The organism is Lysinibacillus sp. FSL K6-0075, from assembly GCF_038592945.1.
Classification (GTDB): domain Bacteria; phylum Bacillota; class Bacilli; order Bacillales_A; family Planococcaceae; genus Lysinibacillus; species Lysinibacillus fusiformis_F.
This window is the reverse complement of record NZ_CP151947.1, coordinates 3,854,832-3,869,432: the sequence shown is the minus strand read 5'-3', so window position 1 is coordinate 3,869,432 and position 14,601 is coordinate 3,854,832. Positions and strand designations below refer to the sequence as shown.

General features: G+C 34.5%; 16 protein-coding genes. 9 read left to right on the top strand and 7 right to left on the bottom strand.

The features are described 5' to 3' along the window. Positions 1-18: 18 nt before the first annotated feature. The 4 genes from MHB65_RS19210 to MHB65_RS19195 are packed head-to-tail and all read right to left on the bottom strand — an operon-like array spanning position 19 to position 3,760. On the bottom strand, positions 19-621 hold the full coding sequence (locus MHB65_RS19210) for a response regulator transcription factor (RefSeq protein WP_342441383.1): 603 nt from the start codon (positions 619-621) through the stop codon (positions 19-21). Next, entirely contained in the window at positions 611-2,647 is a 2,037-nt protein-coding gene (locus MHB65_RS19205) for an ATP-binding protein (RefSeq protein ID WP_342441382.1), read from the bottom strand. The genes MHB65_RS19210 and MHB65_RS19205 overlap by 11 nt, the downstream gene beginning before the upstream one ends. Positions 2,648-2,663: 16 nt before the next feature. Next, positions 2,664-3,593 carry a polyprenyl synthetase family protein gene (locus MHB65_RS19200; RefSeq protein ID WP_342441381.1) on the bottom strand — a complete coding sequence of 310 codons (930 nt, stop codon included), beginning with the start codon at positions 3,591-3,593 and terminating at the stop codon, positions 2,664-2,666. A gap of 2 nt (positions 3,594-3,595) precedes the next feature. Then, positions 3,596-3,760 (bottom strand): hypothetical protein, encoded by a 165-nt coding sequence (locus MHB65_RS19195; RefSeq protein WP_342441380.1) that lies wholly within the window; start codon positions 3,758-3,760, stop codon positions 3,596-3,598. Positions 3,761-4,198: 438 nt separating this feature from the next. Here MHB65_RS19195 and MHB65_RS19190 point away from each other — a divergent pair, with 438 nt between their 5' ends. The 9 genes from MHB65_RS19190 (at position 4,199) to MHB65_RS19150 (ending at position 11,361) form a co-directional block, all read left to right on the top strand. Continuing rightward, entirely contained in the window at positions 4,199-4,702 is a 504-nt protein-coding gene (locus MHB65_RS19190; protein WP_342441379.1) for a MauE/DoxX family redox-associated membrane protein, read from the top strand. Continuing rightward, positions 4,699-5,130, top strand: coding sequence for a hypothetical protein (locus tag MHB65_RS19185; protein WP_342441378.1), 432 nt, complete (start codon positions 4,699-4,701; stop codon positions 5,128-5,130). The genes MHB65_RS19190 and MHB65_RS19185 overlap by 4 nt, the downstream gene beginning before the upstream one ends. 398 nt (positions 5,131-5,528) lie before the next feature. After that, positions 5,529-6,014: a hypothetical protein gene (locus MHB65_RS19180; RefSeq protein ID WP_342441377.1), complete on the top strand. Its 486-nt coding sequence runs from the start codon at positions 5,529-5,531 to the stop codon at positions 6,012-6,014. Continuing rightward, positions 6,001-7,809 (top strand): ABC transporter ATP-binding protein, encoded by a 1,809-nt coding sequence (locus tag MHB65_RS19175; RefSeq protein ID WP_342441376.1) that lies wholly within the window; start codon positions 6,001-6,003, stop codon positions 7,807-7,809. Before MHB65_RS19180 ends, MHB65_RS19175 begins: the two co-directional genes overlap by 14 nt. Continuing rightward, complete coding sequence (locus tag MHB65_RS19170) at positions 7,802-8,221, top strand: hypothetical protein (protein WP_342441375.1); 420 nt, start codon at positions 7,802-7,804, stop codon at positions 8,219-8,221. The genes MHB65_RS19175 and MHB65_RS19170 overlap by 8 nt, the downstream gene beginning before the upstream one ends. Beyond that, complete coding sequence (locus MHB65_RS19165; protein WP_342441374.1) at positions 8,222-8,599, top strand: hypothetical protein; 378 nt, start codon at positions 8,222-8,224, stop codon at positions 8,597-8,599. It begins immediately after the preceding gene. 11 nt (positions 8,600-8,610) lie between these two features. After that, on the top strand, positions 8,611-9,678 hold the full coding sequence (locus MHB65_RS19160) for an ABC transporter permease (protein WP_342441373.1): 1,068 nt from the start codon (positions 8,611-8,613) through the stop codon (positions 9,676-9,678). 9 nt (positions 9,679-9,687) lie between these two features. Next, positions 9,688-10,638: a hypothetical protein gene (locus tag MHB65_RS19155; protein WP_342441372.1), complete on the top strand. Its 951-nt coding sequence runs from the start codon at positions 9,688-9,690 to the stop codon at positions 10,636-10,638. A gap of 39 nt (positions 10,639-10,677) precedes the next feature. After that, complete coding sequence (locus MHB65_RS19150) at positions 10,678-11,361, top strand: ABC transporter ATP-binding protein (RefSeq protein WP_342441371.1); 684 nt, start codon at positions 10,678-10,680, stop codon at positions 11,359-11,361. Between the two features lie 430 nt (positions 11,362-11,791). On the opposite strand, the gene MHB65_RS19145 is transcribed toward MHB65_RS19150, so the two are convergent. The 3 genes from MHB65_RS19145 to cysT are packed head-to-tail and all read right to left on the bottom strand — an operon-like array spanning position 11,792 to position 14,597. Then, entirely contained in the window at positions 11,792-12,862 is a 1,071-nt protein-coding gene (locus MHB65_RS19145; RefSeq protein WP_205445210.1) for a sulfate/molybdate ABC transporter ATP-binding protein, read from the bottom strand. Between the two features lie 15 nt (positions 12,863-12,877). Continuing rightward, positions 12,878-13,753, bottom strand: a complete 876-nt coding sequence (gene cysW, locus MHB65_RS19140) for a sulfate ABC transporter permease subunit CysW (protein ID WP_342441370.1) — start codon at positions 13,751-13,753, stop codon at positions 12,878-12,880. Between the two features lie 10 nt (positions 13,754-13,763). Next, positions 13,764-14,597 (bottom strand): sulfate ABC transporter permease subunit CysT, encoded by an 834-nt coding sequence (gene cysT / locus MHB65_RS19135; protein WP_205445207.1) that lies wholly within the window; start codon positions 14,595-14,597, stop codon positions 13,764-13,766. Positions 14,598-14,601 lie beyond the last annotated feature (4 nt).

Sequence of the window (14,601 nt, the reverse complement as noted above, 5' to 3'; positions counted from 1 at the left end):
GGAAGGTATTACTTTTCCTTACGGCTTTTCTGTGTTGTTAACTAAGCCTTGTTCCAGTGCTTTTACAACAGCACCTACACGTGATTGAACACCCAGTTTTCGTAGAATAGAGGAAATATGATGTTCTACAGTCCTCTTACTAATAGAAAGCTCTTTACTAATAACTTCACTTGTTTTTTCTGCTACAATAAGCTGTAAAACTTCTAGCTCTTTTGGTGTAAGTAGTGTTTTTTCAAAGGAAGGAAACAAAGTATATCCCGCATAGACCTTCTTCACTGTCGCAATTAAATCCTCATTAGACTGTTCTTTTTTTATAAAGGCTTTAGCTCCAGCATTTTGTGCAGCTTGAATATAGGCATCATCATCGTAGCCGGATAAGATAATAATCGGCATCGTAGGTATACTTTTTATAATAGCTTTTGTTAAGTTTAGCCCATTATATGTCTTGATGCGAATATCCATTAAGAGTACGTCAGGCTGTAATGATAAGATATCCTCTAAAAGTTGCGAGGGGTCAGTGATCGTACCAACTACGTGAATAGTTGGCTCAGCTTCTAGTATTGTTTTTAGGCTTTCTACTAATAATAAATGATCATCTACTAATAATACTTTAATGGACATGCTGTTCACTCCATTTCAATGGTAATGTGATTGTAGCGGTTGTATGTTGGTTGAACTGGGATTCTATTATAAATTCCCCATCTAGTTGCTCTACCTTTTTTTGAATAGTCAACAACCCAAAGTGTTCCCCTGCATGCAATGTCTGTTGTTCAGGAATAGCAAAGCCCTTTCCATTATCAGCTACAACCATTACTAGCTCATGCTGTTTATCGTAAAGAGCGATATGAATGTGTGTTGCTTCTGCATGTTTTATACTATTATTGAGGAGCTCCTTTAGCATACGAAATAAGTGAACTGCAAAAAAAGAGGGGATACGTTCATCTTCTATATCATATGTTAGGTGCACATCAATAGCGTGTTGTTGTTGAATTTTTTGCTGTAAGGACTGGATACTTAAACCGAGCCCTAAATCTTCCACCATTATTGGATGCAAATCATGACACATAGTACGAATAGTTGTAATAGTTTCTACTAACGGCTGCTCGATTGTGTCAACTGAACCTATCTGTATTTTACGTACTACTAATAATAGTTGCTGTAAAACATCATCATGAAGAAAAAGTGATAATTGTTTACGCTCCTCCTCGATCGCCTCTAGTAATTGTCGATTATAGTTTGTAAGTTGCTGTGAGGTTTGTTGTGCTTCCTGTGTAATTTTATCTATTTTTTGGATGGTTAGTGCACTAGCAAATAATTGTACTGCCTCTACATGAATATTTTTTAGTAATGTTAGCTCCTCTTTTTCCCATTTGGTGAAATTACTTTTGCGACCTACAATAATAATACCGTTAATTTCTGTACCATTCCTTAGCGGCAGTGTGTGGTAAAGTGATTGTTTCAAAATTTCAGCATGATTTTGCTGTTGTTGTAGGTAGTATTGTATATCTTGCTGAGCTGTTGGAGAATGTTGAAATAAGCCTGAATCATAAAGAATTGCTGGAGTAGGCTGTGACCATATGATACATACACCTTCTACATCAAACATTTTATGAAGTAATTGTGCAATACGTTTAGCACAGATGGGCAAAAATGCTTCTGAATTCATTTGGTTCAAAATATGCTGTTTTTCTTGCTGGATGGCTTGAAGCTTTGCCACCATCTGCTTTTCTTCGATGTGTTTAAATAATTTATAAAAAAATGTAAATATTCCTCCGCCAACGATAAAGGCTGTGAACTGTTGAGTAGAAAATTGTAATAATCCTATTAAGATAGCAGATGTGATCAGACAGGCTAAAAATACAGGAAATAGTTGTCTGATAAGGTAACTGAAATTTATAATTTCCTGTTTTGTTAATAAATAAGCAAGTGTAATAGGGAACAGAGTAATGGAAATAATCGAAAATTCATAGGGCACACTTGGAAGATGGAAAATAGAGAGTTGAATCATACTTATTAAAACAGGTGTAAAAGATAGGACAAGGCTAATGACCAATATACGCAATTGATTCTGCACCCATTTTGTATGTGACAACCATTGTCTACTAAGAAAATAGCTACATAATATAATGGAAATCAAAATATTGAGAATGATCATAATCGGTATAAGAGTTGCCGCCCAAGGTGTTAATAGAACTATGTCTAAAATAGTAATCGCTATCGCTATTATTAAAGTTAACCATTTAAAGAATGATAAATGATTTCTTGCTTTAGGGATAGGAAAGTATTCAAAAAAATGCATAAGAAAAAAAGGTGCTAGACTAATTGCCAATGTTTCAATGGAAGATGCAATCTGAATTTGATAACTTGATAGTTTAGCATAAGTTATGGCTATACCAGTGATACACATCAATTGAAAAAAACGTTGAACGATCACAGCTTTAGGCTTTTTTAGATAAGCGTAAAAGCCAATGCATAAAAATAATAGACCAATAAAATTTGTTGAATGATTATATAAAATAAGCAATATCGCATTAAGGTAGTCATTTCGATGGATTTGTGCATTGACTAGATGAAAAGGTTGTGTGCGGATAACTGCGAAAATCCAAAGACTAGACAAGACAAGAAATAATAAAATACGCTGATACAATATAATGAATTCTCCTTTAATCTATTAAGTGAATAATCTGTTTTATATAGGGTGATTTATCATTAAAATAGTGTTGTAATAATGATTTAGCTTTTTTTGTATAATATTTTGCTAAAATAGAGCAGTAGTCAATAGCTCCTGTTTGATATATATACTCTCTAATTGTAGTTAAATGCTTTGTAGCTACATCTTGACTACGGATTAATTGTAGCTGTTTCAATAACCAACCATGATCATATGTATTACTATGCTGTACGGCTTTAATTAAAGGAAGTGTAGCTTTTTGGTGAAGTAAATCACTTTTATGATCAGCAAAAATATCGCATATATCATTTTGAAGTTGTAAGCCGTAACCAATATAAATAGCGATTTCTTGCAAAATAGGAGATGGAACAGTTGAACTATGTAATTCAAATATAAGTTGTAGAAATGAACAAGACTTTTGTTGGACAATATGAAAATACTGCTCCTCTGTTGCTGCTGGATGTTCCATAGTAAGATGGAAATCTAGCCATTGCCCATTACCAGCAGTGCGTAAATAGCGGTGAATAATAGCAAATCGATCTGATGTAGAGGAAGCAGTATTTGGCATTAGCAAATGCAATGCCTCCACTAGTAATAAATTTCCAAGCATTAATAATTGGGGTTTGGCTATAGGAGTGTCTAAACTGTTGTCATGATCTATAACATCGTCAAATAAATCTGTAGCCAGCATTAATAATTCAATCCCAGCAGCTTGTTTCATTTTTGTAGTATGTGATACTTCAGTTTCAGTTAAGAGAGAGAATACATAGTAAGAAAATTCTCCCCAAGTAAAATCCTCTTTATTTTGACTAAATATTTTCCCACTTTGATGTAATAATTGTAAAGTAAGCTTTTGGATATCATACTCTAAGCCACTGGTAAGTAAGATATCTTTAATAATAAATTGAATAGTAGTACGCATATCTATTTCCAACCTGGTGAGCCTATAACCATCTTTCCATCACGTTGTAATGTTAATAATTGAAATACCTCTGGCTCTAGTACTGATTCTGCGTAGATCCAATCCTCTATAGTAAGCTCCTTTTTTTTCTTAAATAATTGAATAACTTCCCATAATTTTTGATTCATTTCCAAAAACCTCACTAATAATCAAATTTTTCCCTATTATAATACTATAAAAATAAGCAATAGTAAAATATTATTATTACTGTATATCATTGAATAGGTAAATCCCGCAAAAACATGGCGGGATTTACGGATTTTTTTTTTATTATATTTTGTTATGATTTAGTAAATCAAATTATTTTTTACCATTATTTGAAATTATATTAAGCACTCCAATATGTGCTTTCTAGAAGGCACACTATGAGCTGTTTTAGCCAAATATCTACTAGATTTTAAAATAGTCTTAACCTAAATTTTGGTGATGAACTTATATGCTGAAGGAGGTACGTGTTGAAAAAATTCTTTGACATGTAATAGAGCAAATTAATTATGGATATGTCAAGATTTATAGAAGCATTCATTTTCAGTAAAATATTTAATAAATAGGGAGTTAGAATTGAAATGGTTTATGTGCTTGATGTTGGATTAGCATTTATTCTCTTAACTGCACTATACATGAAAGTTATAGACTATAATAATGCTCGTTATGATATATTCTCATACGGCTTAATCCGATTTCATTATACGGGTATTATCTTAGGAGTCGTTTTAGGGATCGAAGGAAGTTTAGCTATAATGTTTGTCTTAGGTAAATATGTTATGGCTAGCAGTATAGGAGCAGTTGTTTTATTTACTTGTTTTTGTTTTGCTCAATTGTATAAAAAAAGAAAACAAGGTACTAGCAAATGTCACTGTTTTGGGAAAATAGAATGGTTAAATCGTATGCCTTTAACCAGAAACATTTGTTTTATTGTACTTGCTGTCATTAGAGCCTTTTTACCTGAAAGAAACGACACAATTCAAACAAGTTTGATTTTTCTTCTATCAATAATCATTTTCATCCTATGTATGGAATTTGTTCAAGGTATTATAAAAAGCAAAGATAAGGGAATGACAATATTATGATTGCTTTGATGCTATTAATATTATTATCTGCTTTACTGTTTGTGGTGAGGCAAAAATTGAATCAAAAAAAATACGAAAAAAAGTATCAATTACTTAGAAGATTGAAAGAAGAAGGATTTGTAGAAGTGGACGAGGGCTACCCAGTTTTATATTTATCAATGGAAACAGCCTTCTTTGAAGAAATAGCGAGGATATTAGGTGAAAATACTTGTAGACCAATGATAATAGTTTTAGAAGCACCGTTATGGTATGCTTCTTTGCAAAAAAAGCAATGGGCACAACATCTTGTAATTCCTCATATTGAATTAAAAGAATGGTTCAGTGTAAAGAATGATAGCTTCATATTGGTTAAAAAAGGAGTTAAAATTCTTGAAATAAAATTTATTAAAGAGTTTTTACAAATAGAAAATGCATTAAATGGTTTGTGATTATTTAAAAAGTTAATAATTTCATTTTTTGAAATAAATTATAAAAGTACTTTGTAATTGAAAGGAGGTGATAACTATGGCATGTCCTTCTGGAACAATGAAAGTTGCTAGTAAAGGGGTAGTTTTGTGCGTAAATAACGGTTGGTGTACTTGGTATCCTTTGGATAGTACTCGTTCAAATGTAGAACATCTTTACGATGTATGTAAAGACAATAGTACTGGAACAACTTCTGATTACTACTCTCATACTAGAGATATGAATACTTGTTGCTAAAACATTTATGCATGGTGAAAAAGAAGGGAATTTGTAAGTATAAGACACTAGCAAACCTGTAGCTAGGCATATAATTATGCCTAGCTGATTTTCTTATGACGGTTAGAGAAAGGAGCAGATATTTATGAGTGAGATTAACAAATTGAGTTCTCATTTAAAGTTTTTAAAAAGTAATCCTATAACTCAGTTTGAAGTTGGGAGTTATGTTCCCCAAGATTTGCAAGTTGATGAAGACCCGATTGACAATGCATTTTGCTTCAACATAAGTGAAAAAGGGTCAGTTATCTTCATAATTAGTGTTTCTTGTAGCGTGTGTAAAATTGATTCAATTCAATTGCTAACTAAACTTTATCCTGAATTCCAGTATATCCTATTTACAGATGGTACAAAAGAGGATGTAGAACAACAACGTCTATTTCTTAATCAAGTAGAAATAGTACGCGCTAATATTTTCCATATTATACGTCAGCTTGGAATACCAGGTGTTCCGTATGCCTTAGGGATTAATTCAGATGGGCAGATAGTATCCGGACGCCCTTTTGATTCTATTGAAAGTTTAAAAAAAGCAATAAGTCCATTACTTGAGGTTTATTATAATGAGGTACTATAAAATTATTTTAACATATATTTGGACAACTATAAAAGTAGTAAGAGATATTTACCATTACAAAAAAGGAATTGTAGTGATGGGGGTATTATTTAGCTTGTTTTTCTCCCTTGCTGCTCTAGCTAATATACATACTTCTAAGTGGCTTATTAATAGCTTAAATAATACCCAATTTAAGTTGAGTGTTCTAATATTCTTACTTATTACACTACTTAATCTAGTTAAAAATATAATTGCCGATTATCAGGAATTAAAGTATGAAGAGTATGCTTTTAAAATATCATTATTAAATCAGGAAAAATTGATTAAAGCTACTCAAAGAATCAGCTTACGTGAGAAGGAACATTCAGTTTTTCAATCTGAGTTGAGTATTGCTTCCAGAGGTGTAACGATGTATTTTGGGTATTTTCGCGGATTTATACAAATGGGCGAAAGTATTCTTACATCTGTTACTACATTGCTTTTTTTATTCCAGTATTCTTTATATTTAGGGTTATCTGTTGGTGCCATTGCTTTATGTAAAGCGATAATTATATCAAAAATAGTTAACAAAAAAGTGGAGCTCACTAGAGATTTGCAAGAACATGAGCGTGAGCCTCAATATTTTTATAATTTATTGACCAACGTACCTACCCAAAAAGAGCTGAAAGTGTATGGAATTAATGATTTTCTTCTTAAAAAGTGGAATGATGTCAACTATCAGGTACAGAATCTTAGAAGAAAACTCCACTTGATAAAAGTCAAAAACAATTTAGGTCAACATTTATTTTCACAAATAAGTCTAGCGGCTGTTGTCATAATGATTATAGTTTTGCTGAGTGAAAATAGACTAACTCTCGGAGATTATTTTGCATTAACTTTGGCATTGAACTTAGCAGATAGTAGTATGACTACTCTAATTAGAAATATAGTTCAAGGTGTTGAGGACACTTTTTATATTCAAGATTTTCAAAAGTTTATTAGAAAAGAGATAGACGTTGAAAACGACAATGAACAAAAATCTGCCTTTCAATTTAATAACGAAATAGAGATTAAAAACCTTTCTTTTAGATATCCTAACTCTATTAGAAATTCGTTAGATAATATAAATCTGAAAATAAAGAAGGGGCAGAAGGTAGTCATATTAGGTGAGAATGGTTCAGGAAAATCAACATTACTTAAGCTGATCGCTGGTTTATACGAAGCTCCTGAGAATACAATTTTTTATGATGGAGCAAGTCAACATTGTATAAATAAATCAACACTATATAAAAATATGTTTGTAGCATTTCAGGATTTCACAAAGTACATGCTAACTGTTAAGGAAAATATTACTTTTGGTAGAGATGAGGATAATGAGGATAGTGAAAAATTACTAAAAGCAATCCATCGAGCAGGCTTTAAAGATTTGCATATTTTACCCGATGGTTTAACAACACGGCTAGGATATCTAACAAAAGGATCAGTTAATTTATCTGGTGGTCAGTGGCAAAAACTAGTTTTAGCAAGAGGATATTATAATGAATCTAATTTCTTATTATTAGATGAGCCTACTGCTGCAATTGACCCTGAAAGTGAAATGAACTATTTGGAAGATATATTTTTTGACAAAAGTAAGACAGTTATTGTTATAACACATCGTATAAATATAACAAATAATGCAGATTTTATAATTCTCATGAAAGATGGGCGAATTGAAGAATCAGGGACCCATAAGGAGCTACTTCGTAACGAGAGTGGAGTTTATAAAAGAATTTGGGAGAAACAATCAAGTATATTGCATTTAGAAGAAAGAGAAAGGGCGATTACATATGGATAAACTGCCTAACATTAATTTGTATAATTTTGACGGTGCTTTGCTAGAGCTGAACAATGCTTTTAGAGAAAAAGAAGTTTTATTCGTCTTTGTCTCTCTATATTGTAAAAGGTGTATTGAGTTACTTCCAGATATAGAGGGGCTTTTGCAACATGGGCTGGATTTGGTCTTAATAACAAATGGCGAAGTTGAAGATAACTATGAAATGGTAAAATATTTTGGTTGGACTTTTCCAGTATTGACAATGACTAATTCAAATATGGCTGAATATTTTCATGTTTATGAAACTCCTGCTATTAGGATTTATAACAATCAAGGTTTACTGCTAAATCAAGGGATTATCAATGTGTCAAGTGATATATTATTCTATATCAAAAATATGGATTCTCAATTTTCGAAAAGGGGAGATGTCTAAATGAATTCACAATTACTTTGTTGTGATAGTATTGAATTTAATAAAGAAGAGTCTTGTCATATTTTAGGGCGTGTTATTAATAGATTAGATATTTCAACTATGCCAAAAGTAATCGAATTTTATGTGTTCATCAAACTGTTTAACATTGAGCCTGCCAAAACCTATGAGGTTGAACTGCAATTAAAGGATAGTGCAAAAAGGCGTTTTGCTCACACAGAAAAAGTTATTCTTTATAATAGACGTATTCCAGAACAAGTTCAAGGGGTAGATTTCAGTACACCTATGAAGGCTGTAATAACAAAATGCGGGAATTATACGATAGAGCTAATAGTTGATGAGAAAATAACTGCTTCATATCCTATTTATATATGTGATTAAGGGGAATGTGAATGAAACTTCAAATGTACATAAAGCTATTGTATAAATCAATGCTACGAAATAAAACGGTTATGACAGTTCTAACCTTACAAATGGCAATTTCACTTATGCTAGTTACTGTCATATTTTCTTTTTTGAATGGAAGCTATCATACAGTACGGGAGCAAGTGGAGAGGGAAAACGGAACAACAACAATTATGCTAACATATCCGGTTTCACTCAGTACTTTGGCTAAACTTGAAAGGGAGTGGCGAGCAGAGTCAAAGGTTCAGCGATTTTCCTATTTCGCTACGACTGATGATCAGGTGAAATTCGGATCGCACGTTGTTGTTTTGCCGTTATGGGGTGTTAATGAAGACTATCCCTATTTCTATGGTTTTCCCTTTGAGCAGTTAAGGGAAGGTGAGACAGTTTTGACTGTTAATGCAGCCAAAAAAGTGTTCCCCAATCGCAGTGCTGAGAGCGTTGTTGGTGAGTTCATTGAAATTAATAAGAAAGTCTATACCGTTATTGGTGTGGAGCAAGTAAGTTTAGTTGACCGTGTTTATATTCCCCATGCAGATTTCGAGCAGGCATATAACAAGATTGACGGGGTTCGGGTAGGTTCATTAGAGATTGATAAGGATTCCACATCAATAGTGTTAGAAGAATTAAAACCGTATGGACCAGTAGAACGGGAACCAATTGCTCAGTCGAGATACCAGGGTATTATGTTCTTCATCTTAGTAGCAAGTCTGGTTACGGTTTTTTTAGTTCTCTACTCGGTTCTTAGTTTTATTCAGCTATACAGCTTTAAGCTCATTAAGGAGCGCGATAAGTGGAATATATTGTTTTTGCTAGGTGCTACTCGCGGTAACTTAAGGTCTTATTTGTATACTGAAACAGCGAGCATGACAATCGTATCGCTTCTAACTGCTGCAATTGGCTATTGGGCTATTGCACATGCTGTTAGTCTAGAAGGTATAACTTTCCGAATAGATGTAGTTGTGATCTTAGCTATTGCAATAATTGTGATGACAATGATCCTCCTATCAGTGGAGTTAACCCTTCATAAATTGAAAAGAAATGTATTTAAGTGAGGTTTAATTATGAGGGATTTGTGGAGAATTGCATCAAAAATGCTTAATCGTAATAGAAAAATGACATGGTTAATACGCATTCAATTTTTAGTTATGTTTTTGCTCGTCTTCATTTTAGTTAGTTTCCTTTTCAAGAATCAAGATCAAATGCAAGTTCTTAGAGAGCAAATTGGCAAAGATGTTTGGATGATTATGCCTACATTCAAACCTAATTCAAACTCTGGCTTGACCGATGATTGGACCCAAGAACAACTCGATTGGTTAGAACACAAATTTACTGGTAAGGTCGGTATCATTTCTTTAAGCCCGAATCAAGAGGGTGACTCGCAAAAAGTTTATGTAAATGATGTTATTGAAAAGTTAGTGTCTGATAATGATCAAAGGCAAGCGAGGGAATACCTTCAATATTTTCTTTTATATGATTCAATTCAGCCTCATGCACAGATTCTTCCTATTGAAGAAAAAAATCTACAGGATATATGGGTGTATGTTGTAGGGGTAGAAGATGAGGAAATACATGTTAATACTTTAGATGCTGAGCTCTCTAAACTGAATCCAATCTCTAACTATGATGTTCGGCAGGTAATTAATACAAAAGAGCAACAAACAGAAATCAATTTAATTTATGCGAAATCGCTGCTATTCTTTATTACCATTGCTTTCATACTCATTATGATCTGTATTACTAGCTTTGTCTTGCTGCAGAATCAATACCAGACTGCTAAGCTACAGCTATTTAGGCTTTTTGGCGCTACTAGGATGGATATAATAAAGATCTTTGTATTCACTAACTTATTGTTAATGGGACCTTCTTACATGATTGCACTTCTTTTATTTATCTTGGCAGGTGTGCTTTGGCTGACATTCACCACATGGATGCTTACTTTTTTAATAAGTTTCTGTTTAATTGTTATTCTATTGCTACTTATGACAATTCCATCAATATCTTTAGGTCGTTAAATTAGTTGTTCATTTGTTGAATTAAGGAGGGAGCATGCTATGAATTTAATCGAACTAGCCCATATAAAAAAAACATATCAAGGACGGAATATTGAGTCAATCGTATTTCAATCTTTGGATTTAACGATTGATAAAGGAGACTTTATCGCTTTTTATGGAAGATCAGGTTCTGGAAAGAGCACATTGCTGAATATGATTGGACTTGTTGACCGACCAACATCAGGTGAGATTACTCTTGAGGGAAATAAAATTAATACATTAAGTGATGATAAATATGCCTTCATACGAAATAAATATGTGGGTTTTATCTTCCAAGATTTTAAATTGATTGAGGATATGACTGTCTTTGAGAATGTAGAGGTGCCAATGCTCTTTGCAAAAGAGAAACTTTCCAACATGGAACGTAGGACACGTATCACTGAATTATTAAAAAAACTTGGTCTCGAAGGAAAAGATACAGCTTTTCCTGATGAATTATCAGGGGGACAGAAACAAAGAGTAGCAATTGCAAGGGCGCTTGTTAATCAACCGAAATTACTTTTAGCCGATGAACCTACAGGTAACTTAGATAAGTCTTCTGCCGAAGATGTAATGAAAATGATCACTCAGATTCATAAAGAAAATGAGACGACAGTGGTTATCGCAACACATGATCCTCATGTAAAGGAATATGTCAACCGGGTTATTTATGTTGATGAAGGGTTTTTAAGAGAGGAAGAATAAGAATGTAGCTATTTTAGATGGACCAGGCACTACACCATAACTTGAGCTGACCCCTAAAAACTTTTTAAGTAGCCCTTCGAAACTCAACTGGAATTTTTCCGTTGAGTTTTATTTGTATTCGTTCATGATTGTAGTAGTGGATAGAGTTTACTAACGCTTTTTTGAATCTTTTATAGTTATGTGTGGAAATTTATGTAAAAAAACTTTCTGTCAGGGCATTGTTACATGCTTTGCTTGATTTCATAAGTTGCCAATAACTCTCTAAATCGTGGTATTTGATATAACCCTCCTTAATGCGAATGAATAATAAAGTGATGGGTAAAGCCCATAACGATTCCTCCTCCGATGTTTGTGAGGTAACTAACATGTTACACGAGGTCGTTATGGGCTTCTTTTATTTTAGAGGTGTTGCACTTAATATGACAATTCATTAAATGGAGTAATCCTCAGGAATAAACACCTTTAATTGTTTCGGCTTTACAAATACTTGGTCGCCCACTTTCAGTTGAAGAAGATGATATTGTTCTTTTGATAACTCGGCCTCTAAAAATTCATCAAGATCCTCACGGCGTAGCTCAATTTGGACGATAGGGCCTAGCAAATGAATATGGCTGATTTTAACAGGAACTGTACCTGAAATACTTGTTTTCTCAATCTGAATATCATGAGGACGTACATAGCCTATCGCATTGTCATCTGAATGTGTTAGGGCATCAGGTACATCAAGTGCAACTTCGCCATGCATGAGCTTACCATTATGTAAGCGACCCTTAAATAGATTGACATTGCCCAAGAAGTCATAGACAAATGGACTTTTTGGATTTGTATAGACCTCGTCTGGACTGCCAATTTGCTCGATTTTGCCATTGTTCATAACGACAATGCGATCTGCAACATCGAGAGCTTCCTCCTGGTCATGTGTCACAAAAATACTTGTAATATGAAATTCATCGTGCAACTTTCGGAGCCAGCGACGTAACTCCTTACGTACTTTTGCATCCAGAGCTCCAAACGGTTCATCTAGTAACAGTACCTTTGGCTCTACGGCAAGCGCTCTTGCCAGTGCTACACGTTGTCGCTGTCCACCTGAAAGCTGTGTTGGATACCGATCTGAGAAATTTTCAAGTTTCACAAGTCGCAATAATTCCATCACTTTATCTTTGATTTCTTGTTTTGAAGGTCTGCTTTTTCGAGGGCGGACCTTCAGCCCATAAGCTACATTGTCAAAGACCGTCATATGGCGAAAAAGCGCATAATGTTGAAAGACAAAGCCCACATTGCGTTCCTTTGGGTGTCGATCTGTTATGGATTGCCCATCAAATAAAATGTTGCCGACATCACTTGTTTCAAGCCCAGCAATCACACGTAACAAAGAGGTTTTTCCTGATCCAGAAGGGCCAAGCAGTGCTACTAGCTCCCCAGACTGAATATGTATGGATATATCCTCTAGTGCCTGAAAGGAACCATATTTTTTGGATACGTTTTGAATTTGTATACTCATTGAGACCATCTCCTTTTAACTAGATTTTGATTTCCAAGCAATAATGTCTTTCACGATTAATGTAAAGATGGCCATAACGCTCATTAAGGAAGCAACTGCAAAGGCTGCTGCAAATTGATATTCATTATAGAGAATTTCAATATGAAGCGGCATCGTATTAGTCATGCCACGGATATGGCCGGATACAACAGAGACAGCTCCGAATTCTCCAATGGCTCGTGCATTACATAAAATCAAACCATAGAACAACCCCCATTTAATATTGGGTAACGTGACATACCAAAAGGTTTTAAAGCCACTTGCCCCTAATGAAATGGACGCTTCCTCCTCAGATGTGCCTTGGGTCTGCATCAGCGGTATTAATTCACGTGCAACAAAGGGCAATGTGACGAAAATTGTGGCAAGGACAATGCCAGGAAGTGCAAAAACAATTTTAATATCATGTGCAAACAACCACTCACCAAACAGTCCCTGTGAGCCAAACAATAAAATAAACACTAAACCTGCGATAACAGGGGAAACGGCAAAAGGTAAATCTACCATGGTAAGTAATAGATTTTTCCCTTTAAAATTAAACTTTGTGAGTGCCCATGCAGCCATTACGCCAAAGATCGCATTGAGTGGTACAGTAATAGCTACGACGATTAATGTAAGCTTAATAGCAGCTAATGCATCTGGATGTGTAATCGCAGCAAAGTAAACGTCGGCTCCTTTTTGAAAGGCTGTAATAAAAATAGATACTAAAGGTAGTACGATAAAGAAAGCTAAAAAAGCTAAAGCAATAAATATTAACGTATAGCGAATAATACGAGGCTCCTGTAGGGCAGCAGACTGTGTGGCTGCTTTATTTTTTTCTGTACTAGCCTGCTGAATAAAAGTTGATTGTTCCATATAGTACCTCCTAATGTACAAACCGACGATTGGCTAGCCATTGTATCAAGTTAATGGTGAACAACAAGATAAAGGATGTCACAAGCATGACAACAGCTATCGCTGTTGCCCCCGCATAATCATATTGCTCAAGCTTTGTCATAATAATTAATGGGGTAATTTCCGTTTTCATCGGCATATTTCCTGCAATAAAAACAACGGAGCCATATTCACCTAAAGCACGAGCAAAGGCCAAGGAAAAGCCAGTTAAAATAGCTGGTACTAGCTCTGGTAAGATGACTTTACGAAAGGTTTGTAAACGATTAGCACCAAGGCTTGCCGAAGCTTCCTCGACCTCAGCACTAATATTTTGTAAGACAGGCTGGACCGTACGTACAACAAAGGGTAGCCCGATAAAGGTTAAAGCAATAATGATGCCGAGAGGTGTAAAGGCAATTTTAAAATCAAAAAATTGACCGATCCAACCATTTGGCGCATAGAGAGATGTTAAAGCAATACCAGCGACAGCAGTAGGTAATGCAAAGGGTAAGTCTACAAGCCCATCAATGATTCGTTTAAAGGGAAATTGATAGCGAACGAGTACCCATGCAATAATCGTACCGAAAATCACATTTAGTAAGCCTGCGATCAGCGCAGTGCTGAAGCTCACTTTATAGGAAGCAACAGCACGAGGATCTGTAATGATATCGATAAATGCTGACCAGCTTAAGGACATGGTATGAATGAAAATCATCGAAAGTGGTAGTAACACTAGTAAACTAACGTATAGCATCGTATACCCAAGAGATAAATGAAAGCCTGGAATAATTCGACGCGATTTTTTAGGAATGATTAAACTACTCATCAAA

Coding starts and splice junctions, on each gene's coding strand:
- MHB65_RS19195 (WP_342441380.1), bottom strand. CDS start 3,760: ATGAATCAAAAATTATGGGAAGTTATTCAATTATTTAAGAAAAAAAAG.
- MHB65_RS19150 (WP_342441371.1), top strand. CDS start 10,678: ATGAATTTAATCGAACTAGCCCATATAAAAAAAACATATCAAGGACGG.
- cysW (WP_342441370.1), bottom strand. CDS start 13,753: ATGGAACAATCAACTTTTATTCAGCAGGCTAGTACAGAAAAAAATAAA.
- MHB65_RS19170 (WP_342441375.1), top strand. CDS start 7,802: ATGGATAAACTGCCTAACATTAATTTGTATAATTTTGACGGTGCTTTG.
- MHB65_RS19185 (WP_342441378.1), top strand. CDS start 4,699: ATGATTGCTTTGATGCTATTAATATTATTATCTGCTTTACTGTTTGTG.
- cysT (WP_205445207.1), bottom strand. CDS start 14,597: ATGAGTAGTTTAATCATTCCTAAAAAATCGCGTCGAATTATTCCAGGC.
- MHB65_RS19145 (WP_205445210.1), bottom strand. CDS start 12,862: ATGAGTATACAAATTCAAAACGTATCCAAAAAATATGGTTCCTTTCAG.
- MHB65_RS19190 (WP_342441379.1), top strand. CDS start 4,199: ATGGTTTATGTGCTTGATGTTGGATTAGCATTTATTCTCTTAACTGCA.
- MHB65_RS19210 (WP_342441383.1), bottom strand. CDS start 621: ATGTCCATTAAAGTATTATTAGTAGATGATCATTTATTATTAGTAGAA.
- MHB65_RS19155 (WP_342441372.1), top strand. CDS start 9,688: ATGAGGGATTTGTGGAGAATTGCATCAAAAATGCTTAATCGTAATAGA.
- MHB65_RS19180 (WP_342441377.1), top strand. CDS start 5,529: ATGAGTGAGATTAACAAATTGAGTTCTCATTTAAAGTTTTTAAAAAGT.
- MHB65_RS19160 (WP_342441373.1), top strand. CDS start 8,611: ATGAAACTTCAAATGTACATAAAGCTATTGTATAAATCAATGCTACGA.
- MHB65_RS19175 (WP_342441376.1), top strand. CDS start 6,001: ATGAGGTACTATAAAATTATTTTAACATATATTTGGACAACTATAAAA.
- MHB65_RS19200 (WP_342441381.1), bottom strand. CDS start 3,593: ATGCGTACTACTATTCAATTTATTATTAAAGATATCTTACTTACCAGT.
- MHB65_RS19165 (WP_342441374.1), top strand. CDS start 8,222: ATGAATTCACAATTACTTTGTTGTGATAGTATTGAATTTAATAAAGAA.